The following is a 26213-nucleotide window of genomic DNA, read 5'->3' as shown; positions in this document are numbered from 1 at the left end:
CCAGGTGGCGTGAACATAAGAGCTACTCCCCAAGGACACGACGCAAGCCATCCATGGATCCCTCAAGCGGCCTCACTTTTTTGTCGTAAGACTCGCACGGGCCGCATGGCGACTCGTGAAGCAAACGTAATACCGATGTAAGTAAATCAACAATAGGAATTAGTCCTACGTAAAAACCTGCGTTTGTGAATGGACGTCCAGACGTCGATTGATTATCGGCATGTTGCCGTTTATGCCTTGTTTTAAGGGGCTATCAAGGATTGTTTTTGTGTCCGACATCACGAACGACGATTACTTTTTCACTCGATGAATTAGAGGAAAGCCCAGTGAAAGGTTGCGATGCTGATGCTCGAAATGAGCAGGGGAGTGTTGAACTTTGGGGATGGCGCGTCGTAATAACTTGCGGATAAATAACCCGATTTTTTGCCATTGAGTCGGATTGTGAATTCCGCTTCGCGCCAAGCCACAAAGTGAGTAGTGCCGTGGTTCACGGAATTATTTCGTGAACAAAATCCATGTGGCTTACCTACAGGACCAATATGAAGACTCAAGGATTCAACAGGTTGAGCGTCGTATCCCGCAGGACTGTTCTTTCCGTCGCGGTGATTGCAGCGATGTTTTCCGTTTCCGCGCATGCTGCCGATAGCTGGGTGAGTACGAAAACCCGGGCCGCATTGCTTGCTCCGACTTCCACAGGCGTGGTCACTGCGGCCAGTACGGCGACTCCTGCCGTTTCTGCTTCGTCGTACGTTTTGAACATGACCGGCGCACCGAGTTTGAATGGTGCCGTGGTCACGGCGCTGGAAGCCGATCACCCGCTGCACATCGTGGTGAGTCTGAAGCTTCGCAACACGGATGCATTGCAATCATTTCTGAGTGACGTGAACACGCCAGGAAGTGCCCGGTTTGGCAAGTTCCTCACACCTGCACAGTTCAAGGCGAATTACGCGCCCACGGATGCGCAGGTCCAGGCCGTGGTCGCGCATCTGACACAATCCGGTTTCACCCATATTGAAGTGGCGCCCAACCATCTGCTGATTTCCGCAGATGGCACGACCACCTCAGCCGTCAACGGCTTCAATACGTCCATCAAGCAGTTCAGCGCCAATGGCCGCCAGTTCTTCGCCAACGATGCGCCGGCCATGGTTCCTGCTGCACTGGGTGACAGCGTCAACGCTGTGCTCGGTCTGCAAAACGTGTCGGTCAAACACACGCTGCATCACGTGTACAAGCCGGAGAACGTCACCGTTCCCGGTCCTGCCTCCAGCACGCAGGCCGCCGCGGCGGTGACATCGCATAGTCCGAAAGACTTCGCCACCATTTATGACGCAGGCTCGGTGCCTGCGGCGACCAATACGGCCGTGGGCATCATCACGTGGGGCTCGATGACCCAGACGGTCGCCGATCTGAAGACGTTCACCACGGGCGCGGGCCTTTCCACGGTCAACACGCTGGTCAAGCAGGTGGGCAGCGGCACGTTCGCCAACGATCCGGACTCCAACGGCGAATGGTCGCTGGACAGCCAGGACATCGTCGGCATCTCCGGTGGCGTGAAGCAGCTGATCTTCTACACGTCGGCCAACGGCGACTCCAGTTCCAGTGGCATCACGGACGCTGGCATCACTTCTACCTATAACCAGGCCGTTGTCGACAACATCGCCAAGATCATCAACGTTTCCCTCGGTGAAGATGAGACGGCGGCAGAGCAGTCCGGTACCCAGGCCGCCGACGATGCGATCTTCCAGCAGGCCGTGGCCCAGGGTCAGACCTTCTCCATCGCTTCGGGCGACGCAGGCGTGTACCAGTGGTCGACCGACCCGACCTCGGGCTCCCCGGGCTACGTGGCCAACTCGGCCGGCACGGTGAAGATCGATCTGACGCATTACTCGGTCAGCGAACCGGCCAGCTCCCCGTACGTGATTCAGGTGGGTGGCACGACGCTCTCGACCACGGGCACGACGTGGACGGGTGAGACGGTATGGAATGAAGGCCTCGCTGCCATCGCGCCGAGCGAGGGTGACAACAACCAGCGCCTGTGGGCGACCGGTGGCGGCACCAGCCTTTATGAGACGGCGCCTGCCTGGCAGGTCACGGCACTGGGTGCGAGCAAGCGCGTCGGTCCTGATCTGGCCTTCGATGCGGCCTCGTCGTCAGGTGCGGTCATCGTGGTGAACGGTTCCAACGAACAGGTGGGCGGTACCAGTCTGGCCTCGCCGTTGTTCGTGGGTGCGTTTGCCCGTATCGAGTCGGCAGCGAACAACGCCATCGGCTTCCCGGCATCGAACTTCTACGCCGCTTTCCCGACGCAGACATCGCTGCTGCATGACGTGACCTCGGGCAACAACGGTTATCAGAACCACGGCTACACCGCGACCACGGGCTTCGATCAGGCGACCGGCTTCGGCAGCTTTGATATTTCCAAGCTCAACACGTATGCGCAGGCCAACTGGGTCAGCGGTGGTGGTACGACCAACACGCCGCCGGTGGCAAACTTCAGCGTGGTAACCAGCGGTCTGACCGCGACCTTCACCGACAGCTCCACGGACAGCGACGGCACGATTGCATCGCACGCGTGGACCTTCGGCGACGGCTCCACGTCGACCACTGCGAGCCCGAGCCACACCTATGCCGCCGCAGGCACGTACACGGCGACGGAGACAGTGACGGACAACGGCGGTGCCACCAATTCGAAGTCGACCTCGGTCACGGTGAGCAGCGGGACGGGTGGCAACGTGCTGAGCAACGGCGTGGCTGTGACGGGTCTTGCGGCGGCGAAGAATGCGCAGCTGAGATACACCATCACGATCCCGGCCGGAGCCACCAACCTCAAGGTCGCGATTTCCGGCGGTACCGGTGATGCGGATCTGTACCTGAAGTTCGGCTCGGCACCGACGACCTCCAGCTACGACTGCCGCCCGTACGTGACGGGCAACACCGAAAGCTGCACTGTCGCGTCGCCGCAGACCGGCACGTACTACGTGATGTTGAATGGCTATGCCGCGTTCTCCGGTGTGACCTTGAAGGCTACCTGGACGAACTGATGTAGCGCGCAAAAAGAAGGCCCCCATCGGACGATGGGGGCCTTTTCATGCCTGCCTCAGGGGCAGGCAGGTTTCAAGCGGATCAGTAACGCGGAACGCTGCTGTCGATCTGGACCGACCATGCATCCATGCCGCCTTCCACGTTGTACAGCTGCGTGAAGCCATGAGCGGCGAAGCGCTCGGCGGCTGCGCGGCTGGAAATGCCGTGGTGGCAGATGAACGCGATGGCCGTGTCTTTCGGCAGTGCTGCCAGCGCTTCGTAGCCTTCGTCTTCCAGGATGCGTGCCTGCGGCAACGGCGCGGCGATGGCGCGTGCGTGCGCCGGGCGGACGTCCACCAGCACGATGTCGTTCGCGTCCAGACGAGCCTTCAGTTCAACGACGGTCATCGAGTGGATCTCGACGGCGCCCGGGAACTTGAGGCTGAGGCCTTCGCCCTGCACGGTGGACACCCAGTCGATAATCACGCCCTTGGCACGCTGAGCGCTGCCCGGATCGAAATGCACTTCGATACCGTTGGCGTGCACCACGATGTCGTGGTCGCCAGCGGGTGCAAGCTGGAAGCCCGCGCTGTGGTCCGGGCCGATTTCCAGATGCAGCGACATGCCCTGCGCGCTGGCCATGCCACCACGGATGGCGTCAGCGGCCTTGTCGGTGATGGTGATTTCAGGCGGCGTGCGATCCGGCGGCGACGCACCGAACAGGGTGTGCAGCTCACCGCTGGTATACAGCTGGCGGATGATGTCCGAACCGCCCACCAGCTCACCCTTCACATACAGCTGCGGAATGGTGGGCCACTGGCCGTATTCCTTGATGCCTTCACGGATTTCCGGGTCCGACAGGACGTCGACCGTGTGGTACGTGGGCAGCAGTTCGTTCAGCGTGTTGGTGGCGGCAGCGGAAAAGCCGCACATCGGCTGGGCGCGCGAACCCTTCATGAACAGCACCACTTCGTGGTCGTTCAGGAGCGTTTCGATGCGTTCACGGGTGGGGGTATCGAGGGCCATGGGGTCACCGCGGTAAAGATAAGGGGGCCATTCTACCGGCATGGGCCGGACATGGTTCCCCTTGACCCCGTTTTCAACCTCTTGCCGGCCGTCAGGCGGCCTGGCGGCTGGTCGCTTCCAGTTCGGCCAGATTGGCCCGGCAGTCGGCAAGCGGCGCAAATGCCAGTGCGCCGGCCGGCGAGGGGAGCACGGTTTCCCGGCTGGCCCGGCCGAGCGGGGTGGCCTGGCCCGTCCAGTGAATCAGCTCCATCGCGCCGCTGGCATCCTCCACCAGAGCGGTGCAGTGCTCTACCCAGTCGCCATCGTTGAGGTAAACCACCCCGTCGATGGTGCGCACGTGCCCATAGTGGATGTGTCCGCAGATGTGCCCATCGAAACCGCGTTCGCGGGCGTCCCGTGCCACCCTTTCCTCATAGCCGCGGATATAGGCCAGCGCCTTGCCCACGTGCGACTTGATGATGATCGACAGCGGCAGGTAGGGCAGGTCCATCCGGCGGCGCACGGCATGCACGCGGCGGTTGGCCCAGCAGATGGCGCGGTGCAGGGTGTCGCCCAGATACAGCATCCAGGTGCGGCCGACGTGTTCCGGGTCGAACTCGTCGCCATGGCTTACCCGATAACGGCGTCCGTCCGCGCCTTCGTGCACGGCGTCCAGTTCCACCCGGATGCCCGCCAGCATCTGCCCGGCCAGGCCGCGCAGCGGTGCGTCGTGATTGCCCGGGATATAGATGACTTCGACGCCCCGGGAGGCCATGTCCAGAATCTGCCCGACCACGGCGCTGTGCTCGCGCCGCCATCCGCGGCGCCGGGCCATGGCTTCCATGTCGACGATGTCGCCAACGAGGAACAGCTTCCCGCAATCCAGATGCTGGAGAAAATCGAGGAGAAAGTCCGCCTTGCAGTCTGGCGTACCAAGGTGCACGTCCGATATGAACGCGGTGCGGCAGGTGAGCTTGGCCATGCGCGTGGCTCCGGGAGGTCCCGGATGGGCATGGTCGTCCCCCGACGTTGCAGCAGCGTGTCAGCGTGACGGCATGGACGATGACGTCTTCTTTAAAGCCAGACCCATGCCCTGAGCTTCATCCACCATCCCTGGTGCGTCATGCGTCCTTGGCCGCCGACTACCTGCAATACGTGGGTTGCACCCTGAAGTGAAGCTGCTTGTCCGGATCGGCCGCCAGTTCCGCTACGTTGCCCACGGCTTCGTAGGAAATGAAGCCGGTCAATGGCTTCTTGGGCGTGGCCCGCTGCTGGCCACAACCACCCGGGCAATACACGTCGAACATGGCTGCGTCAACAGGCAGGGTGGCTTGCCCCGTCGTGACCGTCACCTTGTCGTTGGCGACCGGCATGCGTCCAGTCTCCGGCCAATTTTCATTGGCCACGCAGATTGCCCGGTCGTGGGATACCAGTGTCAGATCGAAGCGGTGCGCGGCTACATTGTCGACAATTTGCAGCTCGTAACTTTCCGGAGGAGGACGTTCAAAGGTGTTGGTCGTGGCGCACCCTGAAACGGCGAGAAGAAGAGCTATTGCGGTTGCGCGAAGCAGATGAGTGTTGTTCATGGGGAGAAATTCATTAGATGATCCGGGTTGACCAAGCGTTCTGAGCTCGGAAGGTCCCGGAAGCTGTTCTGCTGTTCGGTAGTTCCCAGCTTGTATGCATTGACACCGTTGACTGAGTGATCGTCGTAGTCAAGCACGGCGTGAGCCGCCTCATGCCCGGCAGCCCAAGCCATCGCTACCTCGTTGCCAATGGCGGGATGATCCATATTTACTAATACTTGCTTTGGTCCACTTTTGGGGACACCCGCCAATGTAGTGGGCTTCACATCCTTGTATGAAGCCTGGAGTTCTTTTGTTGTGGTCGCATTCGCGGCAATAGCGTCTGGGCTGGTATCACGTAAGGCCGCTGCCATGCTGGATAGATCGGACGCCACTTTGGTCAGGTTCTCGGTCGTCGCTGAGCCTTCGCCGAAATTGCGTTCAAATGCACTAGTGACTTCCTTCAAGCCGGCGCCCGACTTGAGTGCCCCGTTTATCTTTGCTGCAACATTCTCCAGACGTTTCGCAGAGTTCTGTTGCGCGCGGTTAAATTCCTTCCAACTCTTCGCATCCCAGTTTGCTCCGCGACTGAAGCGACCGTCTGGATCGATGAATCGAACCGGATTGTTGTTTGCGTATGCGTATCCGTTAAAGCCGTATACGTTGGCAGCAGATGGCCGAATAGGATCGGTACTCAGGAATCTCCCTACCTCGGGGTCGTAATAACGCGCCTGCATATAGATCAGGGCGGTGTCCGAATCGTCGATGTGTCCGGTATAGCCGGGGCCGTTCTGGCGCATGCCCATGACCTGGATGCCATAGGGCTTACGGTCTGAACTTCCCGAGAGGTTGCCTTGCTCATCAGCAGTGGCCAGCACAGTTCCCTGTACGTCTGTGTAGTAGAACGTAACCTTCTCACTCGCGTTAGCTGCCTGGCTCAAACTGCTCGCCAAAAGCAACGAGCCGGCAATATGCCAGCTGCTCTTCATCTGCTTGCGCATCATTCCCCCCAACAATGCCGGTTGGCATCAGGGCAGCTTCGCGGAAAAGCCTGCCTCTTTCAATGCGGCGCGTGCCATGGGTTCGATGACGTCAGTCCAGAGCGCGTATTGCGCGGCGGAAGGATGGAGGCCGTCGGCCACCAGCATGTCCGGCTGCGCGCCTGCGATGCGGGACGCGGGTGTTATGTCGGCCCAGCGCGCGTGTGCGCGGATCGTTTCGTCGCGGGCAATGGCGTTGAAGATGTCTATGTCGCGGCCGATGGCGGCGCGGTCCCGATCCTGCGCAAAGGCGGTGACGCCCCAGTCGGGGATGGATACGACCACGACCCGTCGTGCGTCGCCTGCGAATGCCATGGCGCGCGTCAGCAATGCCAGAAACTGTTCGCGATATTCCTCGGCAGGGCGACCGCGATACTGGTTGTTGACGCCAATAAACAGCGTGACCAGATCGTAGTGACGTGCGAGCGTTGCGGTGTCGATGGCGGCGGAAAGTTCGTCCGTCGTCCATCCTGTGGTGGCGATGATCTGCGGATCCTCGATGGTCACGCCATCGGTGCGCAGTCGTGCAACGAGTTGATCCGGCCAGCGGCCTGCCGGATCGACGCCCTCACCGATGGTGTATGAATCGCCGAGGGCGAGATAGGTGGCTGACTTCATGCGACAGCGCTGGCCGGCTGGCTCTCTGCGGCCATGCGGGCCAGCACGCGGTCCATGCGCACGAACACTTCCGCAAGCTGGGCTGGCTCGGGAAGAAGCGTCAGGCGCAGGTGGCGGCTTGCGGACAGATTGAAGCTGGTGCCGGGCACCACGAGTACGGCTTCCTCTTCCAGCAGGCGCAGCGCAAAGGCGGTGTCGTCGAAGTGGGGCAGCGCATCGGCGCGTACCTGCGGGAACGCATAAATGGCGCCGCCCGGTGCCACGACGTCAAACCAGGGACTGGCCGCCACCCCTTCGAGCACCACACGGCGAGCCTCATGGAGGCGACCGCCCGGGGTGGTGAGCTCGCCAATGGTGGGCTTGTCCAGAAGCGCGGGACGTACCGCCCACTGCGCCGTGACGTTGGCGCACAGGCGCAGTGCGGCCAGCAGCTGAAGCGCATCGCGATACTCGGCGTTGCGGCGCGGATCACCCGACAGGCTCATCCAGCCCACGCGGTAACCGCAGGCACGGTGCACCTTGCTGAGGCCGCCGAAACTGACGCAGGGCAGGTCGCCCGCGATTTCCGCCAGCGGCTGGAAGGGCACGCCGTCGTAAAGAATCTCGTCGTAGATTTCGTCACACAGGAGCAGCAGGCCATGACGGCCAGCCACTTCCACAATGCGCTCCAGCAGTTCGCGCGGATAGACGGCGCCGGTGGGGTTGTTGGGATTGATGAGCACCAGTGCGCGCGTCTGCGGCGTGATCAGTGCCTCGATTTCCTCCGGGTCCGGCAGGTGGCCACGCTCGGCCGGGCAGCGGTAATAGCGCGGCTTGCCGTCGTTGAGGATGGTGGCCGCGCTCCACAGCGGGTAATCCGGGCTGGGCAGCAGTACCTCGTCGCCCGGTTGCAGCAGCGCACGCAGGGAGATGTCGATCAGTTCGCTGACGCCGTTGCCGATGAAGATGCGCTCCACCTCCACGCCGCGCGCGCCGCGGGCGATTTGTTGGGCGGCGATGGCTTCGCGGGCTTCTTCCAGGCCTTGCTCGTGGCCGTAGGCTTCGCTGTCCACCAGGTGCGCGCCGATGGCTTCGCGCAGATGATCCGGGGTCTTGAAGCCGTAACGGCCGGGGTTGCCGATGTTGAGCTTGATGATCGGATGGCCGGCGGCTTCCAGGTCACGTGCACGCCGGGTGAGCGCGCCGCGGATTTCATAACGTACGTCAGCAAGATGCGCGCTGGGTTTGATCGGAGCCACGAAAAGTCCATTCAAGTTCATGCCCGCCAGGCCTTTCCGGCGGTCGCTTCCCGATCCTAGCAGCGTCGATCTGTCGCTGCGAGGCAAAATCGGGGCAGAACAAGGGCATAATTGCCGTCATGACCGATACACCGGATATCGCGCGCCTGCGCCAGATCGGCTGGCGCGAACCCAGCCTGCCCGAAGACAGCCGCCGGCTGGCCCGGGTGGTGGCCCAGCATCGCGCCGGCTACGAGCTGGACGATGGCGTGGGCACGTTCAATGCGCAGCCTGCGGGCCAGTTCCTGAAACGCGGACTGGATCCCTCGATCCGGCCGGCCGTGGGCGACTTCGTGTTCCTGGATCACGCGTCCCATCCGGTGATCGAGGCCGTGCTGCCCCGGCGCACGGTGCTGACCCGCGCAGCAGCTGGCGAACGCTACGAGCGCCAGGTGATCGCCACCAACATCGACTACGTGCTGGTGCTGATGGGCCTGGATGGTGACTTCAATCCCACCCGGATCGAGCGCTATCTGGCGCTGATCGAAGGGTCCGGGGCGCAGGCGGTCGTACTGCTCAGCAAGGCGGACATGGCCGATGATGTGCCGGGAGCCATCGCGGCCGTACGCGCACGCGTGGCCGAAGGCACCGACATCCACGCCATCAACACGCGCGACACGGCCACCGTTCCGCTGCTGGCCCGGTACCTCGGGCCTGGCAGCAGTGCCGTGCTGGTGGGTTCTTCCGGCGCGGGCAAGTCCACGTTGACCAACACGATTCTTGGCGAAGAGCGCATGGCCACCAAGGCCGTCCGTTCGCACGACAGCCGCGGCAGGCACACCACCACGCACCGCGCGCTGCTGAAACTGCCGACCGGCGGTTGCCTGATCGACACCCCGGGCATGCGCGAACTCAAGCTCACGGGCGAAGAAAATCTCGATCTGTTCGCGGATATCGAGACGTTGTCGTCACAGTGCCGCTTTACCGATTGCGGACACACCAACGAACCGGGATGCGCCATCCAGGCGGCGCTTCTGTCCGGCGAGCTGTCGCCGCAGCGGTGGCGCAGCTTCCTGAAGCTGCACGACGAGCGCGAAGAGCAGGCCGCCACGCTGGAAGCCCGGCTCAAGCGCAAGGCGGCCGCCAAGCCACCGACGAAAAGTCATCGCAAGTTCCGTCGTGGTCAGGACGACTGACCGGATCAGTAAGTCAGCGTGACGGTGATGACATCGCTGTAATTGCCCGGCGGGACAGGTGTCTGCACGGGCACGCGTCCGTAGACGGTCAGGTCCTGCTCAATGCCCGTTCCTGCGCTGCTGACGGTATCGGTGTTGAGCGTATTGCCCCATCGTGTTGTTCGTCCGGGGTTCGCATACAGCTCATAGCTCACATGGTTCGTTCCGTTGACCATGCGTCTTTGCCCTGCGAGCGCGTTCTGGCCATTGTCCAGGCCAATCTGGAACGGGCTGCGATTGCTGCATGTGACGCGCACCAGCGAGGTCTGGTCGGTCACGGTGTTGAGAAACCCCGGCACGGTGCCGAAGGACAGGTCCGTGGCGGTGCCAATGGCACAGGATGCGGGGGAGTTGGCGGTGACACTCACGGATGGCCCGACGCTGGTGCCGTTGCCCGTGCTGCCGTTCGTGCACGTGGTGGGATAGGTGCCCAGGCTGAGCAGCACTTCGTTATAGGCGTACGCCATCGAACTGGTGAGCGTGGCCGTGTAGCTGCCAAACGCCAGTCCTGCCTGCGGCCCCGGCACCTGGCCGTACAGCGTGATCGTTCCGGTGGTGCTCGTCCCCGTGGACAGAATGCCGAACTGGGTCGTGAAATTGTTGGGCGTGGTGCCGGTGTCTGCGGATGAACCCCAGATTTGCGAGTGCCCGCTGTCTTTGTAGATGTTGAAGGTCATCGCGTCGCCGCTGCTGTCGAGCATGGTGCGCGGGTTATACAGGTTGTTCGCGCCCGGCCCGAGACTCACGCACATGCGCACGAATGCCCCGGACAACGCACCGATGACGCCGCCGGTGTAGCTGCATGAATAAGTCAGCGTGGCCATCGTGGTGATGTTTCCCGACGTCGGTTGCACGGGCCCGAATGCCACTGCGGTGACGGAGTTGACCTTGCAGGTGGTGGTGGCCTGCGCGCCGGGCGCGAAACACAGTGCGGCAAGCAGTAAGAGCAGTGTGCAAATCATTTTCATGGCGTGGTCTTCCTGCACACAAGCGGTCCCAGTTGCGGAAGATCGCGGGCACTGTCCGGATACACCAGCGTCGCCGCACACACGCCGCCATCGGGCAGCGTCACGCGCAGTTGCGTCGTGCCTTTGAGGTTGTCCAGATACACCAGCCCGTCGTAGCCCACGACTGCGGCAGGCTGACCGTCGCCGGCGTCAACGCGGCTTCCCAGCGGGATGTCTGCGTTGTGCTCATCCACCAGCACCGCAGAGGCCGCGCGCACCGGATGAACCGGGAAGCGCACGATCACACCGGAGCGATCTGCGGGCGCCACGATGGCTTCCACGCGCTGCACGCGCGAGTCGGCGGGAAGGTCCAGCGGGTCAATCGCGAGGCGGTTGTCCTGATAGGCATTCAGGCGCGACACCAGCAAGGTGCCGTGACTATCTGTGACTCCCGTGCGGCGATTTTCCAGCAGCACGGGGATGTCCGGCACGCCTTCGGTCGTGACCAGCGCGAACGCATCGTCGATGCGTCGTGCCGCAAACACGTGGCCCCCCAGGAAAACTACCGCGCCGTTGACGTCGGCGTAGCTGTACCCGCCCGGCCCGATGTTGCTGGCGCCGACGGTGACCTGGCCCTGATTGGTGAGCCAGCCCAGCTCGCCCAGTCCACCGCCGTCCTGGCCGCCACGTGCCTGCACGTGCCAGCCAAAGCCGCCGTCGCCGTCGATCGGACGGCTGGCATCCACGATGCCGGTGGTGTGGTCGCGGTCGCGCTGTACCGATGTACTGAGCGTGGTGTTTGCGTCCAGCGCGAGTGTCACGCCCACATAGATGCTGCGGTCGCGGGCTTCGTCAAGGTTCTGGTTGAGGCTGAAATTGATCGATGCACCACGCCCAAGGTTACCGATGGCAAACAGCCCGGCGTAGCGGCTCATCGGTTGTCCGGCGTATTGAAGCCGGACCAGGTTCGCGCCAAAGCTGGCATGTGGCACGTTGAATCCGATCAATGCGCGATCACTCACGCGCGGCGGCGGCGCACCATATCGCGATGCCACGTCGCGATAGCTGGCCGAACCGCGCAGCGTATCGAGTGACACATTCATGAAGTGCCCCATCCACGTGTAACCGGCGCCGTACTGCATGCCGCCGCCATAGGCGGCCGACACCGATGCGTTCAGCACGCTGGCGCCGCCGGGTGTCCACACCGCGCCCGCGCCGGCCGTGCCGCGCCCGTCGCCCGCTTCCGCATGACTCTCGAAGGTGAAACTGTCGGTGACACCGTGCCGCCAGGTGCCGCTGGCCATCGGTGCGTTGCCATACTGGAAAGAGCGGATGCCGTAGTCTTCGCGCACGGCGCCCAGTTCCACCGACCAGTCGTCCAGCCCGGCGCGCAACAGCTGGCGCGCGGAATAGATGGGAAACGTGACGGTGCTGCTGCGCCCGAGCGCATCGGTCAGTACCACCTGGGCCTGTCCGGCCGTATCCACCCCCGGGACGGCCGTAAGCTGAAACGGGCCAGCGGGCACTTTCCCGCTGTACTGGCGGATGCCATCCACATACAGCTCGACCGCTGAAGGTGCCGTGGCTTCGCCGAAAAACTGCGGCAGCGGGGTGGTGATCCGGTACGGCTGCAACGCGAAATCCGTACCGAACGCAATGCCGCCGATGCGCGTGGGGCGTGTCCAGGAAAGATATCCGGTGAATGTGTCGCCGATGGTCAGTGCTTCTGAGCGCTGTGGAAACGACATGCGCCATTGCGTATCCAGGCGCACGGAATCACCCTGCCAACCCTCGCCCGGCGTCTGATAGCGGCGGGCCAGTGCCGTGTTGCTCAATACGCCGAGGCCCGATGAAAACGCGCGCGCTTCAGCCAGCGCACTGAGGTTGCCGGTACCGCTGCCGCTTGATCCGTAGATGTCGTAATTGAGCAGCACGCCGGTGGAACTGGTCGGCGTGGTCGCCGGACGTTCGGCCGGGTTGAGCAGCTTGCGCGGCAGTGAAAGCAAGTCTGGTGCTGCGTTGATCGACACGCGCTGCATGGGCACGTCGTACGCGTAACGCACGCCTTCCACGTCGTCCAGGCACCGTTCGTTGTTGTCCGGCGGAATGGCGAATCCCAGCGAGCGAAGATCCGTGGTGGAGGCGCAAAGCGCGTCGCCGCGACGGATGAAGTGCACTAGCCGACTGGTCGTCGTACCGTTCAGGACCACCTCCAGATACAGGTCTTCCCCGGCCACGCGCGTGCGTGGCGTGACTGTCGGTGGTGGTGGAGCAGGCTCTGCTTCGTCACGGGAGGTCGCGTGCAGGGCGGCGGCATCCAGCATCAGAAGGCTAACGGCCGTCCGCGTCCATGGCGAGAGTCGACTCCGACGCGTCACCGTTGATCCTTACGCGCAGCGTGGCGCCGGCGCGTCGTGTGCCTTCCGGAAGGCGCCACGTCATGGTGCTGCCCGGCAGCGTATAGCCTACGAGTCCCGGCAGAACGGTGGTATGCCGGTTGTTGGGCCCGGCTATCGCGAGATCCGCCAGTTGCGCATGTCCGTTGCCCGTATTGATCACCCGCACAGCCGGCCCCTCGGGTGAATCGACCCATTGCGCGCGCAGATTGGCGACCACGGCGCGCCCGTCCGTCGGGCTGAGGAAAACGGGAATCGAATAGCGCAGTACGAAACGCAGTCCCGGCTTGCTGTCCTGATCGACCGGCAATTCGTCCACCAGCACGCGATAGGACGCTTCCGTATCGGCCGGCGCATCCGCGCCGCGTATCACGCGCACCAGTTGGCGCTCGCCCGGTGCCACCGTGATCATGGGTGGACTGACGATGATGTCGCGCGACGGTTCCAGCACGTCCTTGCCGTCCACCTGTGTCCAGCGGAACACGCGGACCTGCGCATGAATGATGTCGCTGCCCGTATTCGTGAGCCATAAGGCATCCGCCTGGGCGTCGGGAGCCAGCTGCAATCCGATCGGGGAAACCTGCAGGCCGCTGGCCATTGCCGTGCCGTGGACGCAAAGCGCCCAGACCGCGAGCAACACGGCGCCCCGCACCCGCATGAACCACCGGCACACCGTCAGTACGTGACGATGGCGGTGATCACGTCGGCGTAGCTGCCGGCCGGGAAGTTCGTTGAAGGAACGCGACCGTACACGGGCACCGACTGTGTCGTGCCGCTACCGGTCCCCGAGTAGACATTGCCGCCGGTACCGGTGGTGCTGCCCCAGACATCGGCGGCTGTGCGGGTCGCGTTGCGATACAGCTGATAGGGCACCAGCGCCGTGCCGTTGCTCATCTTGCGCGAGTTTGCATCGGTGCCATTCTGGCCATTGTCCAGCGTAATGGTATACGGCGAACTCGGTGTGCAATTGACGTTGAGCGCGCCCTGATTGTCCACGTTGGTTGCAGTGGACGGCTGGGTGCCGAAATTGACGTCCGTGGGTGCCGTGGTGCTGATGTCGCACGCCGCACTGATCGTGATGCGCACATTGAATGTCGTGGTGGTGGCCGCCTGTGCAGCCGTGACGGCCGCCAGGGTTCCGATGGTGCCCAGCGCTGCGATGATCAGGTGCTTCATGGCTCTCTCCCCCGTGCATTCGACGCGTTTTGCGCGCCGCCTTATGACGTCGAGTCAGTGGTGGGAGCCAGCTTGCGCGTGAAGAGCGACGACCGTGTGTGAATTTTCGGCGGTCGTGCCCATTTTGCTTAGTGATCCATGATTTCGCTGCGCACGCGCAGAAGAACTTGCGACGGCTACACATTTTTTGCCGAAAAACCCGCCCGGCACGTCACACATAAACGGCAAGCGCGCGGTTGAGTATGTAAAGGTTGCTTGACATGACGAAATCATTGGCCGAGGATGCGTGTCAAGCACACTTTACACGCGGGGGCGGGGCAATGAGCATGAGACCGGTACACAAGCGCTATCTGCGCGAATTCCTGCCCGCCATGGCGGCATATGTGGTTCTGATGCTCGGTTCTGTGTGGCTTGTCCGCTATGTCAGTTCGCCGCCGGCGCGTGCGGCCATCACCCTGCTGCCCACCATTCCCATCGCGTTTGCTATCCGCGCCATGGTTCGGGCCATCCGCGGCCAGGACGAACTGGAGCGGCGCATTCATCTTGAATCCTTCGCGATTGCGGGCGCCGTTTCCTGCTTCGGTTATTTCACCTATGGCCTGCTGCTTGGCGCATCAGTACTGCCGTCGCCGACGGCCCAGGCGGTGGCCATCTGGGTGTTGCCGACCTTCATGGGCACCTTTGGTGTCGTCAAATGCCTCACCAATCGGCGTTACCGCGTGCAATGAACAACCGTCTTCGCGAGCTTCGTACCGAACACGGCTGGTCGCAGGCTGACCTGGGAGAGCAGCTGGATGTATCCCGGCAGACAGTCAACGCGATCGAGACGGGGAAATATGATCCCAGTCTCCCGCTGGCGTTCAAAATAGCGCGGCTTTTCGCGCTTTCCATCGAGTCCATCTTCGAGCCGGGGGAATAATCGAATGCAACGTTCTCATCGCATCGTGCTGGCTGTCGTGATCGCAGCGGCAGTACTGGCAGGGCGCCACTATCTGCGTGACGACGGCAAGGAAAAAGCCGTATCCGTCACCTCCCAGGCGAGCAACGCGCCGGTCGCGCCATCCAGGCCGCGAACGTGGCGCGTTGGCTCGCTTACCTTCACGCCCTGCGAACTGCCCCAGCCGCATAGCGGCCTGAGCACGGCCGCATGGTGTGCGCCATTGGACGTGCCGGAGGATCGCGAACATCCGGACGGGCGACGCATTCCGCTGCGTCTGGCCGTGATCCGCAGCAGTGCGCAGGTGCCGCTGTCGGACATGGTGGTGTTCCTGGCCGGTGGACCCGGGCAGGCCGCCACCGAGACGTATCCGACCATTGCGCCGGCGATGGCGCCGCTTCTGGCGCACCGTAACCTCGTTCTTCTGGACCAGCGCGGCACAGGTGCATCCCATCCGCTGAGTTGTCGTAACGATGAGGATGCGGGCGCCGGGAGCGATTCGGCTGAGAGCCATGGTTTCGATGCGGACTCTGTACGCAAGGGAGCGAAGGAGTGTCTGGATACGCTGTCGAAGAACGCGGATGTGCGCTTCTACACCACAACGGACGCCGTGGCTGATCTGGAAGACGTGCGCAAGGCGCTCGGATCGCCGCAGTTCGATGTGATTGGCGTTTCCTACGGCACCCGTGTGGCGCAGCAATACGTGCGCAGTCACCGCTCAAGCGTGCGTGCGATGGTGCTTGATGGCGTGGCGCCCAACGAGCTGGTGCTGGGTGAGAGCTTCGCCGTTGATCTGGACGCTGCGCTGAAAGCACAGTTCGCCCGCTGCGCCGCCGACAAGGCGTGTCAGGCACGCTTTGCCGATCCGTACCAGACGCTCTATCAGCTGCGTGATGCGCTTCGGGCGAATCCTCACAAGGTGAGCTTCCGTGATCCGCAGAACTACGCGTCCGTGCAGCGCGTGCTCAGTGAGTATTCGTTGGCCACAGTAGTGCGCATGTTCGCCTACTCGCCAGAAACGGCGGCGTTGCTTCCGTTGTCGATCGACGCGGCAGCGCATGGTGACGTGGGGCCGTTGCTGGGGCAGGCGAAGCTTCTGTCCGGCGATCTGGGCGACACGATGGACGGCGGCATGCAGTATTCGGTCATTTGCAGCGAGGATGCCGACCTGTTGCAGCCACGCCCCCAGGACAAGGACACCATTCTGGGTGACACGATGATTGAAGCGTTCCGGGCCGCGTGTTCGGTATGGCCGCACGGCAAGCGTCCGGCGGACTTCCACGAGCCGCTGCGCAGTGACGTTCCCACCCTCCTGATGTCCGGCGAGTATGACCCGGTCACCCCGCCGCACTACGGCGAGCAGGTCGCAAAAGGGCTCAGCAATTCAAGGCACGTGGTGCTGAAAGGGCAGGGGCACAACGTGATTACGCGCGGTTGCATGCCGCGCCTGGTGCAGAACTTCCTGGACAAGACCGACCCCAAGGCGCTGGACACAACGTGTCTGGATCGCATGGGTCCGGTTCCTGTGTTCGTCGGATTCAACGGAGCGATGCCATGATCGAAGTCAAGGATCTCTATCGCGCCTTCGGCGACGTAAAAGCCGTCAACGGCGTGAGCTTCACGGCGCGGGACGGCGAAATCACCGGCTTGCTGGGCCCCAACGGCGCGGGCAAGACGACCACGCTGCGCATGCTGTACACGCTGATGAAGCCCGATAGCGGACAGGTGCTGGTGGACGGTGTGGATGCGGCCGTTGATCCGCAGGCCGTGCGTCGCCAGCTCGGCGTGCTCCCCGATGCACGGGGGCTGTACAAGCGACTGACCGCCAGCGAGAACATCGACTACTTCGCGCGCCTGCACGGCATGCCTGAACGCCTGGTGGCATCGCGTCGCGAAGCGCTGATCGACGCACTGGAAATGCGCGATATCGCTGACCGCCGCACCGAGGGCTTCTCGCAGGGCCAGCGCGTCAAGACAGCCATCGCCCGTGCATTGGTGCACGATCCGCGCAACGTGCTGCTGGACGAGCCGACCAATGGTCTGGACGTGATGGCCACGCGAGCCATGCGCCGCTTCATGCGGCAACTGAAGGACGAGGGACGTTGCGTCCTGTTCTCCAGCCACATCATGCAGGAAGTGGCGGCGCTGTGCGATCGCATCGTGGTGATTGCGCACGGCCGCGTCGTGGCCGATGAGTCGCCTGACGCGCTGCGCGAACAGACGGGCGAGGCGAATCTTGAGGACGCCTTCGTGAAAATCATCGGCACGGACGAGGGGCTTGCCGCATGAACAGTTCCATCGTTGTCTTCATGAAGGAAGTGCGGGAAAACCTGCGCGACCGTCGCACGCTGATCAATGCACTGATTACCGGCCCACTGCTCGGGCCGGTCATGTTCATCATGCTGATGAACGTGATGGTCAACCGCGAGCTGGCCAAAGTGGACCAGCCCATCAGCGTGCCGGTGATTGGTGCGGCGCTGGCGCCGAACCTCGTGGCCTCGCTGAAATCGGCGGGCATCGACGCGCTGCCCGCCGTCAGTGACCCGGAAGCGGCGGTGCACGACCAGCGCGCCGACGTCGTGATCCGCATTGCGCCGGACTACGCCCAGGCATGGAACAAGGGGCAGCCCGTGCAGGTGGAGTTGATTTACGACTCGTCCCGTCGCGACGCCTCCACGCCGGTGCAGCGCGTACGCAGCGTGGTGGAGAGCTACGGACGGCGCGAAGGTGCGATGCGCCTGATTGCCCGTGGCATGGCGCCGATCACGGCATGGCCGGTGCAGGTGGCCGACCGCGATCAGGCCACCTCGCAGTCGCGCTCGGCACTGATGTTCTCGTTCCTGCCGTACTTCTTTGTGCTTACCGTTTTCCTGGGCGGCATGTATCTGGCCATTGATGTCACGGCCGGTGAGCGCGAGCGTCAGTCGATGGAGCCGTTGTTTGTGAATCCGGTGGCGCGCTGGAAGATTCTGGCGGGCAAGCTGGCGGCCATCTGCGTGTTCTCGACAGTGAGCCTGTTCCTCAGCCTTGCGGCATTTGCGACAGCGCCGTTCTTCATTCCCATCGAGAAGCTGGGCATCGCGCTGGATCTCGGGTTCTCGTTCGCGAGTCGCGTCGTGCTTCTGATGCTGCCACTCATCATCCTGATGGCCGCGTTGCAGTCGCTGGTGGCCGCGTTTGCGAAAAGCTACCGCGAGGCGCAGACGTACCAGTCGATCCTGATGATCATTCCGGTGCTCCCCAGTGCACTGATGTCGGTGATGCCGATCAAGGCCGAAGCATGGATGTATGCGGTGCCGTTGCTTGGTCAGAACCTGGGCATCGTGCAGTTGCTGCGTGGCGATGGCGTCACCGGTCAGCAGGTTCTTCTGTGCATGGCCGGTGGCTTTGCTGCTGCTGCGGTGGCGGTGGCTGCCACCGCGTACATGTATCGCTCCGAACGGCTGGCGATATCAGGCTGATGGTTCGGGTCACGGCTTCCATCGCAGGTCTACGCCTGCGAGGAAGCTGCGGCCCGGTGCGGGTTCGTAGTAGCGGCCGTTGCCGTCATTGACGATCACCGAGCCGATGGTGTGGCGGTCAGCCAGGTTGTCCACGCGGGCGAATGTGTTGATGCGCCAGTGATCGCGCTCAATGATGTACCCACCGGACAGTCCGAATACCACGTAGCCAGGCGCGGCAGCCGTGCCCAGATCGTTGGCTGACGTGGCGCCCATCGCGCTGGCATCGATGCCCGCCTGCCAGCCTCGTTCGGCGCCGTAGCGGGCTGCCACGTAGCCGTTGGAACGCGGCACGCCGGGAATCCGGGTTCCTCCGGGTACGGGTGTGTTCGGCGCAGCGCAGTTCGCGGTGACGCAGGTCAGGAACGGACTGCGGAAGGTCGCCTGCAAATGGGTATAGGCAACGACCAGCTTCCAGCGTTCGGAAAGCTTCGTATCGAACGACGCCTCCACGCCCTGCCGGCGCGAGCGCGGAATGTTCTGATATGTGGTGCGACCGCCCACATTGGTGGCGACGGCAAGTTCATCACGACTATCCGCACGGAACAGCGCGATGTCCGCGTGCGTGTCGTCGGCTGGTTGAAGTTTCAGGCCCACTTCCTGGCTGCGACTGTGCGATGGAAGCAGGTTGAATGCCAGACCGGGCCCGCTGTCCGAACGATAGCCCAACTCGGAGAACGTGGGCGTTTCAAAGCCTTTGCCCCAGTTGGCATACAGGTGCGCGATGGGTGTGACGCGCCAGAGGACGCCGAGCACAGGTGTGGTCGCGCTGTAATCGACGCGGCCGCTGTCGTCCGGATTGCCTGCATTGATGAAGCGATCCGTGGACTGGAACTTCACCGAGCTGTGGCGCACGCCGCCCATCAGGGTCCAGTCGTCCGCCACGCGCCAGGTGGCCTGCGCGTATTGGTCGAAGTCGTAGACGCGGTCGATTTCGTCGCGGCGAAGGAGACCCTGCACGCCAAGCGTGTCGCCCACGAAGTTGTTATAGCCCTGTCGATGTTGATTCTGGTTGTCGTACGTGGTGCCGACGGCAAGCTCAAACGGACGTCCGGCCAGCGTGTCGTGATAGATCCAGCGGACGTCGCCGCCCCCGTATTCATTGCCCAGGTCGACCACGCCGCCCGAATTGCCCGCCTGGGTGAGCTGAGTGGCCTTCGGAATGGACAGGTACTGGGTGACGCTGCGCTGGCCGTAGTAGGTCATCACGCGCAGGCTGTTGCTGCCGTTGATCTGCTGGTCCCAGATCAGTCCCAGTTGCTGCTGGTTGGTGGACTTGCGGGTGTTGTAGATGTCCGCGACGCTGGCGACCTGCTGCGGATTGGCCTGGTACTGCGCCCGGGTGAGGCCCAGAGGATCCTGTGCGTGGGGTACGTCCAGCGCGTTCAATACGAGGGTCAGCTTCGCATCGTCGTTGATCTGCCAGCCCAGTTTGGCGTTGCCTGATTCACGGCGCGCTTCGCTGTGGTCGCGGTAACCGCTGGTGCGAAAGTGGCTGATATCGATGTTGTAGTCGACCGGGCCTTCCACACCACGCGCGTTGGCCGAGACACGCAGATTGCCCTGGCTGCCGCCCGCCACGCCGAAACGGAACTCCGGTGGTTCGGTGCCATCGGCGGTGAACAGCTGGATCACGCCGCCCGATGCGTTGCCGTACAGCGCCGAGAAGGGCCCGCGCAGCACTTCCACCCGATCCGACGAATCAAGGTTGAAGTGGGATACCTGCCCCTGTCCGTCGGGCATGGTGGCCGGGATGCCATCGGTGTACAGACGGACCCCGCGAATGCCGAACGTGCTTCGGGCGCCGAAGCCACGGATGGAAACCTGCTCGTCCTGCGCATAGTTCTGGCGGTCGCGTGCGACCACACCGGGGATCGACTGAAGGCGTTCGGAGAGGTTCACATCCAGCGTGCCATCCGGTGGACTGGGCACCACGTCGATGGCGGCGGCAACGTCGAAGGGTTGCTGTGCCGTGCGCGTGGCCGTCACCACCACGGGGGAAAGGTCCGTGCGGGCAGGCGGCGCGCTCTGCGCAGCGGCATTCAGTGTGAAAAAGGTCAGCCCGCAGGCAAGCAGGTGGCGGACGGAGGAAGAGGGCATACAGGCATTCCGTGGGCGCGGCGGCTCGTCGGATGCGATTTTCGCGCGAACGTATGGATGCTGCCGGTGAAGGCGGCAGGGCCATGCTAGCCTTTGCGCCAGTTCCCGCCGCCTCCCCAAGGTTCCCATGTTCAAGACAGCCATCGCCCTCTCCGCGCTGCTTACCCTGTGCGCCTGCAACGCCACGACGACTGCGCCGGACAAGCAGGCCGAGTCCGATCAGCCCGCCGCCCTGGTGCCGCCCACCAGTGCCAGTCAGCTGACGGCAAGCGAGCTTGACCGCGTGCTGGCAGGCGATTGGCGATCTTCTGAGAATCGGGCGCGAGATGTCTATCGTCATCCGTCCCAGACGCTGCAATTTTTTGGCGTGCAGCCGTACATGACGGTGGTCGAGATCGCACCGGGTGCCGGCTGGTACTCCGAGGTGCTTGCCCCGTTGCTGATGGACAACGGCCACTACATTGCCGCCGTGCAGGTGTCGACGAAGGGCGCAGACGCCATCAAGGCCAAATTTGCGGCCGATCCTGCCCACTACGGCAAGGCGTCCGTCGTCACGTTCGACCCCAGCGCCCCGGCCTTTGGCCCGGCAGGCTCGGCCGATCGCGTGCTTACCTTCCGCAATGTGCACAACTGGGTGAAGGCCAACACCGCTGCGGCGATGTTTCGCGGCTTTTTTGCCGTGCTGAAACCCGGCGGCGTGCTGGGTGTGGTGGATCATCGTGCGGCCGAAGGTGCCACCCTGGCCAAGGTGATGGACTCGGGCTATTTGCCCGTGGATTCGGTCATCAAGCTGGCGACCGACGCGGGTTTCCGCCTTGAGGCGCAGAGCGAAATCAACGCCAATCCGCGTGATACGAAAGACTACCCGAAGGGAGTCTGGACGCTGCCTCCCACCTACCAGCTGGGCGACCAGGATCACGCGAAATATCAGGCCATCGGTGAGTCTGATCGCATGACGCTGCGCTTCGTGAAGCCCGCCGCCACGCCGTAATTGCCGTGCTGATCGCGCTCAACAAACCGTTCAATGTGATGTGCCAGTTCAGTGCTGTGGATGGTCGGTCCACGCTGGCGGATTTTGTCCGTCAAACGGACGTCTATCCGGCCGGAAGACTGGACTACGACAGCGAAGGTTTGCTGCTTCTGACCGATGATGGTGGTCTTGCGCACCGGCTCACCGACCCGAAGCACAAACAGCCAAAAACCTATCTGGTTCAGGTCGAAGGCATCCCCGATGATGTGGCACTGAACACCCTGCGTCGCGGCGTCATGCTGAACGATGGCATGACGCTTCCCATCGGTGTGGAAGCGCTGGAAAGCGCGCCCGAATGGCTGTGGCCGCGTGATCCGCCCGTTCGATTCCGCAAGACGGTGCCGGACGCGTGGCTGCGGCTGACGCTTCGCGAAGGCCGCAATCGGCAGGTGCGGCGCATGACGGCAGCGGTCGGCCTGCCCACCCTGCGCCTGGTGCGCGAAGAGGTGGGCGGGCACGCACTTGCAGGTCTTCAGCCGGGCGAAACGCGGGTGCTGGACGCTACCCCCGCGCGCCGTCGCCGCTAGCCGGTCAGATCCCGAAGAAGGCTTCTGCCGTACGTGTGGTGGCAGCGGTGAGTTCTTCCACCGACTCGCCGCGATCACGCGCCACTTCATCGCGGATGTGTGCCAGATACATGGGCTCGTTGCGCCGATGCTTCGGCTGCGGTTTGACCGTGCGGGGCAGCAGATAGGGTGCGTCGGTTTCCAGCATCAGCCGGTTGGCAGGAATCTCGCGCACGAACTCGCGCAGATGGTTGCCGCGGCGCTCGTCGCAGATCCAGCCGGTGATGCCGATGTGGCAGTCCAGTGCGAGGTAATCGAGCATCGCCTCACGCGTGTCGGTGAAGCAGTGAACGACCGCAGCGGGAAGTTGCGGGCGGTAGCGCGCCAGCAGCGTCAGAAAATCTTCATGCGCGTCGCGCTGGTGCAGAAACACGGGCATGCCCAGATCCACGGCAATTTTCAGCTGGCGCTCGAACGCATCGCGCTGAACATCCGGCGGCGAGTAGTTGCGGTGGTAGTCCAGCCCCATCTCTCCCACGGCGCGGACTTCCGGTTGTGCGGCCAGCTGGCGCAGCAGCGCGTCGATGTCGTCGTCGTAGTCGATGGCGTGATGCGGGTGCACGCCCGCTGTGGCAAATAGCCGTCCACCCGACGCACGGGCCAGTTCGAGCGCCTGCTCGCTGCCTTCCCTGGATGCACCCGTAATCACCATCTTTCCCACGCCGTGGGCCGTGGCGCGAGCCAGCACGTCGTCGAAGTCATGACGAAAAGATTCGTGAGTGAGGTTCGCTCCGATGTCGATCAAGTCCATGTTTTTTTTCGCTTTGTCGCCTGAGCTTCAGAAGGATTACGGCGCCCGGAGGCGCACGCATCTGTTTGATATGACGCGTGATTATCGCGCGAGTTGCATGGTTTCCGGGATCTTTCGATCTTCACGAAAAATGTTGCGTCAAACAATTGACTCGCAACTTCATGCGCTGTTAGGTTTCGTGACGGATGTCAAAAAAATGACGATCCGTTAGGGGAGTGGCCGTTCCGGGGGGAACGTCCAGCAAGGCGTCCAGGATGGATGCAAGGGGGTCCGCCGACGGGGTGTTGGCCGACTGTGTCACTGAAGGAGTAGTGCAAATGTTTGATTCAGCTCATTTGGAGGCGCGTCGCCTCCCCGCCACCACGGGCTCCGCGTTGCCCGCCGTGAGCCTCTGCCTGCGCGTCCTTGCGCATCGGCCGTCTGGCCGACATGAACTACAACCGATGGCGGATACCCGCTGTTGCGGTCAGTTGCGACCGTAAGAAAAGACGGCAGGCGCAATTTTCAGCGCCACCGACCCCATCAGGTCACATCGGAACACCAGGTTTTTGTCGGTGAAGGGGGGCCTTCGCCGACCGGCGCGCAGGGAGGGGTCCCGGCGCCACATCATGGGAGAACGTTTCATGACTTCACGATCCATGGCACAGGCGTTAGGCCTTGTGCTGACGGGCATTTTCACCGCGGGTTCGGCCTATGCCGCCGATGCGCAGAAGCCGGCGACGCAGTCGGTGACGGTCCAGGGTGTTCAGGTCTCGATTGACCCGGCCACCGGTCGCCTCCGTGCGCCCACGGCTGAAGAGCGTGCCGCCCTGGCGCAGGCTGCCGGAGCGCGTTCGCTTCAGCAGGATGCGTTTGTCGGGCAGCCCCTGACGGAAGCGGATGCGAAGTCCACCTTCCGCACGGTGCAGTTCAAGAACGGTGCCCGCGCCAATGCGGTGAAAGTACCGGCCAGCCTGATGAGCAGTGTGGTCGCTGAGCGCCAGCCGGACGGCAGCCTCAGCATCCACCACGACGATGGCCAGGCGCCTGCACCCGCGAGCGCACCGGAGGTGACGCGATGATCCGCCGTAAACTGCTCGTCACCGCGCTGGCCGCGGCCACTGCTTTCGGTGCCGCCGGCATGGCCAGCGCAGCCGACATCAAGATCATCAACCAGGACGTCGGCACCGGTAAGGGCCTGGACGACCCGACACCCGCCTCGCCGGTTGGTGGCAACCCGGGTACCACCCGTGGCAAGCAGGCCCTGATCGTTTACCAGTTCGCTGCCGACATCTGGGGCGCGGTATTGCAGAGCGACGTCGAGATCCGCAACGGCGCGACCTTCAAGGCGCTGGCCTGCACGGCCACCTCCGGCACGCTGGGATCCTCGGGCACCAACTACATCTTCAACTTCAAGGCACCGAACGTGCCGGCCGGCGCCATCGCCAACACGTGGTATCACTCGGCGCTGGCCGATGCGCTGACCCACGAAGACGGCGTGCCGGATGACGACGATATCCAGAGCCAGTTCAACGGCAGCCTCGGCAGCCCCGGGTGCCTTGAGGGTTCGTCCTGGTACTTCGGTCTGGACGGCAAGACGCCCGATGGCTCGATCAACTTCCTCAACGTCGTGCTCCATGAAATGGCGCATGGTCTGGGCTTCTCCGGCTTCGGCAGCCTGACCACCGGCAAGGGCTACCCGGATGACGACGGCACGCCGCTGAACGACATCTACTCGACCTACGTGTTCTCCGACACGCAGAACAAGAACTGGTACGACCTGACGCCAGCACAGCGCGTCACGGCCGCTCTCGACGATGGCCACCTGGTGTTCACCGGTGCCACCGTGAAGGCGGAAGCGCCGCTCGCGCTGTCGACGCCGGACGTCTTCCGTGTTTCCGCCCCGGCGGCGGCACAGGGTGACTACGAGTTCTCGCAGGCATCGTTTGGTCCGAAGGCTTCGTCCACGAACCTGACAGGCGCTGTTGTGCAGGTGGTCAGCGGCACCGACGCGCTGGGTTGCGTTGCACCGTCCAATGCGTCGGCCATTGCAGGCCACATCGCGCTCATTGATCGTGGTACCTGCGACTTCACGGTGAAGACCCTCAACGCCCAGGCAGCTGGTGCGACGGGCGTCATCATCGCCAACAACCAGGCTGGCGCGATCACTCCGGGAGGCACGCCTGCTTCCCCGGTGACCATTCCGGTCGTGGCGGTCAGCCAGGTGGACGGCAACAAGCTCAAGGCCAACCTTGCCGGCCTCACCGGCGCCGTGACCAAGGGCAACGGCCTCGCTGGCGCTGATGCAGCGGGCAACGTGCTGATCTATGCACCGACCGTGCTGGCTCAGGGTTCGTCGTTCTCGCATTACGACACCCGCCTGACGCCGAACGCGATCATGGAATACGCGATCAACCAGGACCTGGTTGGCCAGATCGACGTTGACCTGACGCCTGCGCTGTTCAAGGACATCGGCTGGGGCATCAATACCGGCACGCAGAAGCTGCTGACCTGCGACACAGGTATTCCGACCTTCGTGCCGGGTGGCGTGATCATCGGTGCCAACGTGCTGTCCAACGTGAAGGTGCTGGCCGGTGCCGCGTCCTCGGTGGGTGACTACCGCGCCGCGATCCACGCCTACGCCGCGCAGCTGGCTGCCGATGGCCTGATCACGGCCGGCCAGGCCACGAGCCTCAACGCCTGCCTCTCGGATGCCGAAACGCAGAACCAGTACAACGCCTGGGGCCCAGGTGGCGGCACGGACCCGGGTACGCCCGCGATCGAGCTGACCAACGGTGCAACCCGGACAGCTGGCGGTGCAGCCGGTACCTCGGTGCTCTACAAGATCACCGTGCCGGCAGGTGCGAAGAACCTTGTGCTGCGCACCTATGGCGGCAGCAGCGGTGACGTCTCGCTATACGTGAAGGCCGATTCGGCTCCCACGTCCACCGTGTACGACTTCGTGTCGACCCGTCCGGGCAATACCGAAACGGTGACCATCGCGTCGCCGAAGGTGACGACCTACTACCTGAGCGTCAGCGCAGGTACGAAGGCATACGCCGGAGTGACCGTGTACGCGGCCTACTCGAAGTAAGAGTCAGGAAAAAGTCCCGGTTCGCCGGGACTTTTT

At 63.3% G+C, this 26213-nt stretch carries 23 protein-coding genes; 11 read left to right on the top strand and 12 right to left on the bottom strand.

The annotated features are described in order from the left end of the window. The first annotated feature begins 563 nt into the window (after positions 1-563). Complete coding sequence (locus tag FHW69_RS12590) at positions 564-3041, top strand: protease pro-enzyme activation domain-containing protein (RefSeq protein ID WP_343204017.1); 2478 nt, start codon at positions 564-566, stop codon at positions 3039-3041. An 82-nt stretch (positions 3042-3123) separates the two neighbouring features. Here FHW69_RS12590 and grxD read toward each other — a convergent pair whose 3' ends face one another. The 6 genes from grxD to FHW69_RS12560 form a co-directional block, all read right to left on the bottom strand. After that, positions 3124-4047 (bottom strand): Grx4 family monothiol glutaredoxin, encoded by a 924-nt coding sequence (gene grxD / locus FHW69_RS12585; protein WP_183423422.1) that lies wholly within the window; start codon positions 4045-4047, stop codon positions 3124-3126. A 91-nt stretch (positions 4048-4138) separates the two neighbouring features. Then, positions 4139-5008 (bottom strand): UDP-2,3-diacylglucosamine diphosphatase, encoded by an 870-nt coding sequence (locus FHW69_RS12580; protein WP_183423421.1) that lies wholly within the window; start codon positions 5006-5008, stop codon positions 4139-4141. 160 nt (positions 5009-5168) lie between these two features. Beyond that, entirely contained in the window at positions 5169-5612 is a 444-nt protein-coding gene (locus FHW69_RS12575) for a hypothetical protein (protein WP_183423420.1), read from the bottom strand. Beyond that, the gene (locus FHW69_RS12570) at positions 5609-6592 is read right to left on the bottom strand and encodes an RHS repeat-associated core domain-containing protein (RefSeq protein WP_221195526.1); all 984 of its coding nucleotides are present in this window, start codon (positions 6590-6592) and stop codon (positions 5609-5611) included. The genes FHW69_RS12575 and FHW69_RS12570 overlap by 4 nt, the downstream gene beginning before the upstream one ends. A gap of 27 nt (positions 6593-6619) precedes the next feature. Continuing rightward, the gene (locus FHW69_RS12565) at positions 6620-7249 is read right to left on the bottom strand and encodes an SGNH/GDSL hydrolase family protein (protein WP_183423418.1); all 630 of its coding nucleotides are present in this window, start codon (positions 7247-7249) and stop codon (positions 6620-6622) included. Then, entirely contained in the window at positions 7246-8508 is a 1263-nt protein-coding gene (locus FHW69_RS12560) for an aminotransferase class I/II-fold pyridoxal phosphate-dependent enzyme (protein ID WP_183423417.1), read from the bottom strand. The genes FHW69_RS12565 and FHW69_RS12560 overlap by 4 nt, the downstream gene beginning before the upstream one ends. A 98-nt stretch (positions 8509-8606) precedes the next feature. Between FHW69_RS12560 and rsgA the strand changes: the two genes are divergently transcribed. Continuing rightward, the gene (gene rsgA / locus FHW69_RS12555) at positions 8607-9662 is read left to right on the top strand and encodes a ribosome small subunit-dependent GTPase A (RefSeq protein ID WP_183423416.1); all 1056 of its coding nucleotides are present in this window, start codon (positions 8607-8609) and stop codon (positions 9660-9662) included. Positions 9663-9667: 5 nt separating this feature from the next. Here rsgA and FHW69_RS12550 read toward each other — a convergent pair whose 3' ends face one another. The 4 genes from FHW69_RS12550 to FHW69_RS12535 are packed head-to-tail and all read right to left on the bottom strand — an operon-like array spanning position 9668 to position 14220. After that, positions 9668-10669, bottom strand: coding sequence for a spore coat U domain-containing protein (locus FHW69_RS12550; protein WP_183423415.1), 1002 nt, complete (start codon positions 10667-10669; stop codon positions 9668-9670). Further along, positions 10666-13026, bottom strand: a complete 2361-nt coding sequence (locus FHW69_RS12545) for a fimbria/pilus outer membrane usher protein (RefSeq protein ID WP_183423414.1) — start codon at positions 13024-13026, stop codon at positions 10666-10668. Before FHW69_RS12545 ends, FHW69_RS12550 begins: the two co-directional genes overlap by 4 nt. After that, entirely contained in the window at positions 12980-13684 is a 705-nt protein-coding gene (locus FHW69_RS12540) for a molecular chaperone (protein ID WP_183423412.1), read from the bottom strand. The genes FHW69_RS12545 and FHW69_RS12540 overlap by 47 nt, the downstream gene beginning before the upstream one ends. A 35-nt stretch (positions 13685-13719) precedes the next feature. Continuing rightward, positions 13720-14220, bottom strand: coding sequence for a spore coat U domain-containing protein (locus tag FHW69_RS12535; protein ID WP_183423410.1), 501 nt, complete (start codon positions 14218-14220; stop codon positions 13720-13722). 326 nt (positions 14221-14546) lie between these two features. On the opposite strand from FHW69_RS12535, the gene FHW69_RS12530 reads away from it, so the two are divergent. Genes FHW69_RS12530 through FHW69_RS12510 form a run of 5 tightly spaced genes read left to right on the top strand, consistent with a single transcriptional unit; the run spans position 14547 to position 18618 of the window. After that, a complete protein-coding gene (locus FHW69_RS12530; protein WP_183423409.1) occupies positions 14547-14948 on the top strand; it encodes a hypothetical protein in 402 nt (133 codons plus the stop codon). Beyond that, a complete protein-coding gene (locus FHW69_RS12525) occupies positions 14945-15139 on the top strand; it encodes a helix-turn-helix transcriptional regulator (protein WP_183423408.1) in 195 nt (64 codons plus the stop codon). The genes FHW69_RS12530 and FHW69_RS12525 overlap by 4 nt, the downstream gene beginning before the upstream one ends. A 4-nt stretch (positions 15140-15143) precedes the next feature. Then, positions 15144-16715 carry an alpha/beta hydrolase gene (locus FHW69_RS12520; RefSeq protein WP_183423407.1) on the top strand — a complete coding sequence of 524 codons (1572 nt, stop codon included), beginning with the start codon at positions 15144-15146 and terminating at the stop codon, positions 16713-16715. Continuing rightward, on the top strand, positions 16712-17446 hold the full coding sequence (locus tag FHW69_RS12515; RefSeq protein WP_183423406.1) for an ATP-binding cassette domain-containing protein: 735 nt from the start codon (positions 16712-16714) through the stop codon (positions 17444-17446). Before FHW69_RS12520 ends, FHW69_RS12515 begins: the two co-directional genes overlap by 4 nt. After that, entirely contained in the window at positions 17443-18618 is a 1176-nt protein-coding gene (locus FHW69_RS12510; RefSeq protein WP_183423405.1) for an ABC transporter permease, read from the top strand. Before FHW69_RS12515 ends, FHW69_RS12510 begins: the two co-directional genes overlap by 4 nt. A 9-nt stretch (positions 18619-18627) precedes the next feature. On the opposite strand, the gene FHW69_RS12505 is transcribed toward FHW69_RS12510, so the two are convergent. Then, the gene (locus tag FHW69_RS12505) at positions 18628-20757 is read right to left on the bottom strand and encodes a TonB-dependent receptor (protein WP_183423404.1); all 2130 of its coding nucleotides are present in this window, start codon (positions 20755-20757) and stop codon (positions 18628-18630) included. A 127-nt stretch (positions 20758-20884) separates the two neighbouring features. Here FHW69_RS12505 and FHW69_RS12500 point away from each other — a divergent pair, with 127 nt between their 5' ends. Beyond that, positions 20885-21748 carry a class I SAM-dependent methyltransferase gene (locus tag FHW69_RS12500; RefSeq protein WP_183423402.1) on the top strand — a complete coding sequence of 288 codons (864 nt, stop codon included), beginning with the start codon at positions 20885-20887 and terminating at the stop codon, positions 21746-21748. A gap of 5 nt (positions 21749-21753) precedes the next feature. Continuing rightward, a complete protein-coding gene (locus FHW69_RS12495) occupies positions 21754-22314 on the top strand; it encodes a pseudouridine synthase (RefSeq protein ID WP_183423401.1) in 561 nt (186 codons plus the stop codon). 4 nt (positions 22315-22318) lie between these two features. Here FHW69_RS12495 and FHW69_RS12490 read toward each other — a convergent pair whose 3' ends face one another. Continuing rightward, positions 22319-23104 carry a TatD family hydrolase gene (locus tag FHW69_RS12490; RefSeq protein ID WP_183423400.1) on the bottom strand — a complete coding sequence of 262 codons (786 nt, stop codon included), beginning with the start codon at positions 23102-23104 and terminating at the stop codon, positions 22319-22321. 623 nt (positions 23105-23727) lie between these two features. Between FHW69_RS12490 and FHW69_RS12485 the strand changes: the two genes are divergently transcribed. Continuing rightward, on the top strand, positions 23728-24165 hold the full coding sequence (locus FHW69_RS12485; RefSeq protein ID WP_183423398.1) for a hypothetical protein: 438 nt from the start codon (positions 23728-23730) through the stop codon (positions 24163-24165). Next, positions 24162-26177 carry a PA domain-containing protein gene (locus FHW69_RS12480; protein ID WP_183423397.1) on the top strand — a complete coding sequence of 672 codons (2016 nt, stop codon included), beginning with the start codon at positions 24162-24164 and terminating at the stop codon, positions 26175-26177. The genes FHW69_RS12485 and FHW69_RS12480 overlap by 4 nt, the downstream gene beginning before the upstream one ends. Positions 26178-26213: the final 36 nt, after the last annotated feature.

The organism is Luteibacter sp. Sphag1AF (genome assembly GCF_014192715.1).
In the GTDB taxonomy this organism is placed as follows: Bacteria; Pseudomonadota; Gammaproteobacteria; order Xanthomonadales; family Rhodanobacteraceae; genus Luteibacter.
Note: the sequence above shows the minus strand (reverse complement) of the source record. Positions and strands in the feature narration are given on the sequence as shown.

Coding starts and splice junctions, on each gene's coding strand:
- grxD (WP_183423422.1), bottom strand. CDS start 4,047: ATGGCCCTCGATACCCCCACCCGTGAACGCATCGAAACGCTCCTGAAC.
- FHW69_RS12580 (WP_183423421.1), bottom strand. CDS start 5,008: ATGGCCAAGCTCACCTGCCGCACCGCGTTCATATCGGACGTGCACCTT.
- FHW69_RS12575 (WP_183423420.1), bottom strand. CDS start 5,612: ATGAACAACACTCATCTGCTTCGCGCAACCGCAATAGCTCTTCTTCTC.
- FHW69_RS12570 (WP_221195526.1), bottom strand. CDS start 6,592: ATGCGCAAGCAGATGAAGAGCAGCTGGCATATTGCCGGCTCGTTGCTT.
- FHW69_RS12565 (WP_183423418.1), bottom strand. CDS start 7,249: ATGAAGTCAGCCACCTATCTCGCCCTCGGCGATTCATACACCATCGGT.
- FHW69_RS12560 (WP_183423417.1), bottom strand. CDS start 8,508: ATGAACTTGAATGGACTTTTCGTGGCTCCGATCAAACCCAGCGCGCAT.
- rsgA (WP_183423416.1), top strand. CDS start 8,607: ATGACCGATACACCGGATATCGCGCGCCTGCGCCAGATCGGCTGGCGC.
- FHW69_RS12550 (WP_183423415.1), bottom strand. CDS start 10,669: ATGAAAATGATTTGCACACTGCTCTTACTGCTTGCCGCACTGTGTTTC.
- FHW69_RS12535 (WP_183423410.1), bottom strand. CDS start 14,220: ATGAAGCACCTGATCATCGCAGCGCTGGGCACCATCGGAACCCTGGCG.
- FHW69_RS12530 (WP_183423409.1), top strand. CDS start 14,547: ATGAGACCGGTACACAAGCGCTATCTGCGCGAATTCCTGCCCGCCATG.
- FHW69_RS12525 (WP_183423408.1), top strand. CDS start 14,945: ATGAACAACCGTCTTCGCGAGCTTCGTACCGAACACGGCTGGTCGCAG.
- FHW69_RS12520 (WP_183423407.1), top strand. CDS start 15,144: ATGCAACGTTCTCATCGCATCGTGCTGGCTGTCGTGATCGCAGCGGCA.
- FHW69_RS12515 (WP_183423406.1), top strand. CDS start 16,712: ATGATCGAAGTCAAGGATCTCTATCGCGCCTTCGGCGACGTAAAAGCC.
- FHW69_RS12510 (WP_183423405.1), top strand. CDS start 17,443: ATGAACAGTTCCATCGTTGTCTTCATGAAGGAAGTGCGGGAAAACCTG.
- FHW69_RS12505 (WP_183423404.1), bottom strand. CDS start 20,757: ATGCCCTCTTCCTCCGTCCGCCACCTGCTTGCCTGCGGGCTGACCTTT.
- FHW69_RS12500 (WP_183423402.1), top strand. CDS start 20,885: ATGTTCAAGACAGCCATCGCCCTCTCCGCGCTGCTTACCCTGTGCGCC.
- FHW69_RS12490 (WP_183423400.1), bottom strand. CDS start 23,104: ATGGACTTGATCGACATCGGAGCGAACCTCACTCACGAATCTTTTCGT.
- FHW69_RS12485 (WP_183423398.1), top strand. CDS start 23,728: ATGACTTCACGATCCATGGCACAGGCGTTAGGCCTTGTGCTGACGGGC.
- FHW69_RS12480 (WP_183423397.1), top strand. CDS start 24,162: ATGATCCGCCGTAAACTGCTCGTCACCGCGCTGGCCGCGGCCACTGCT.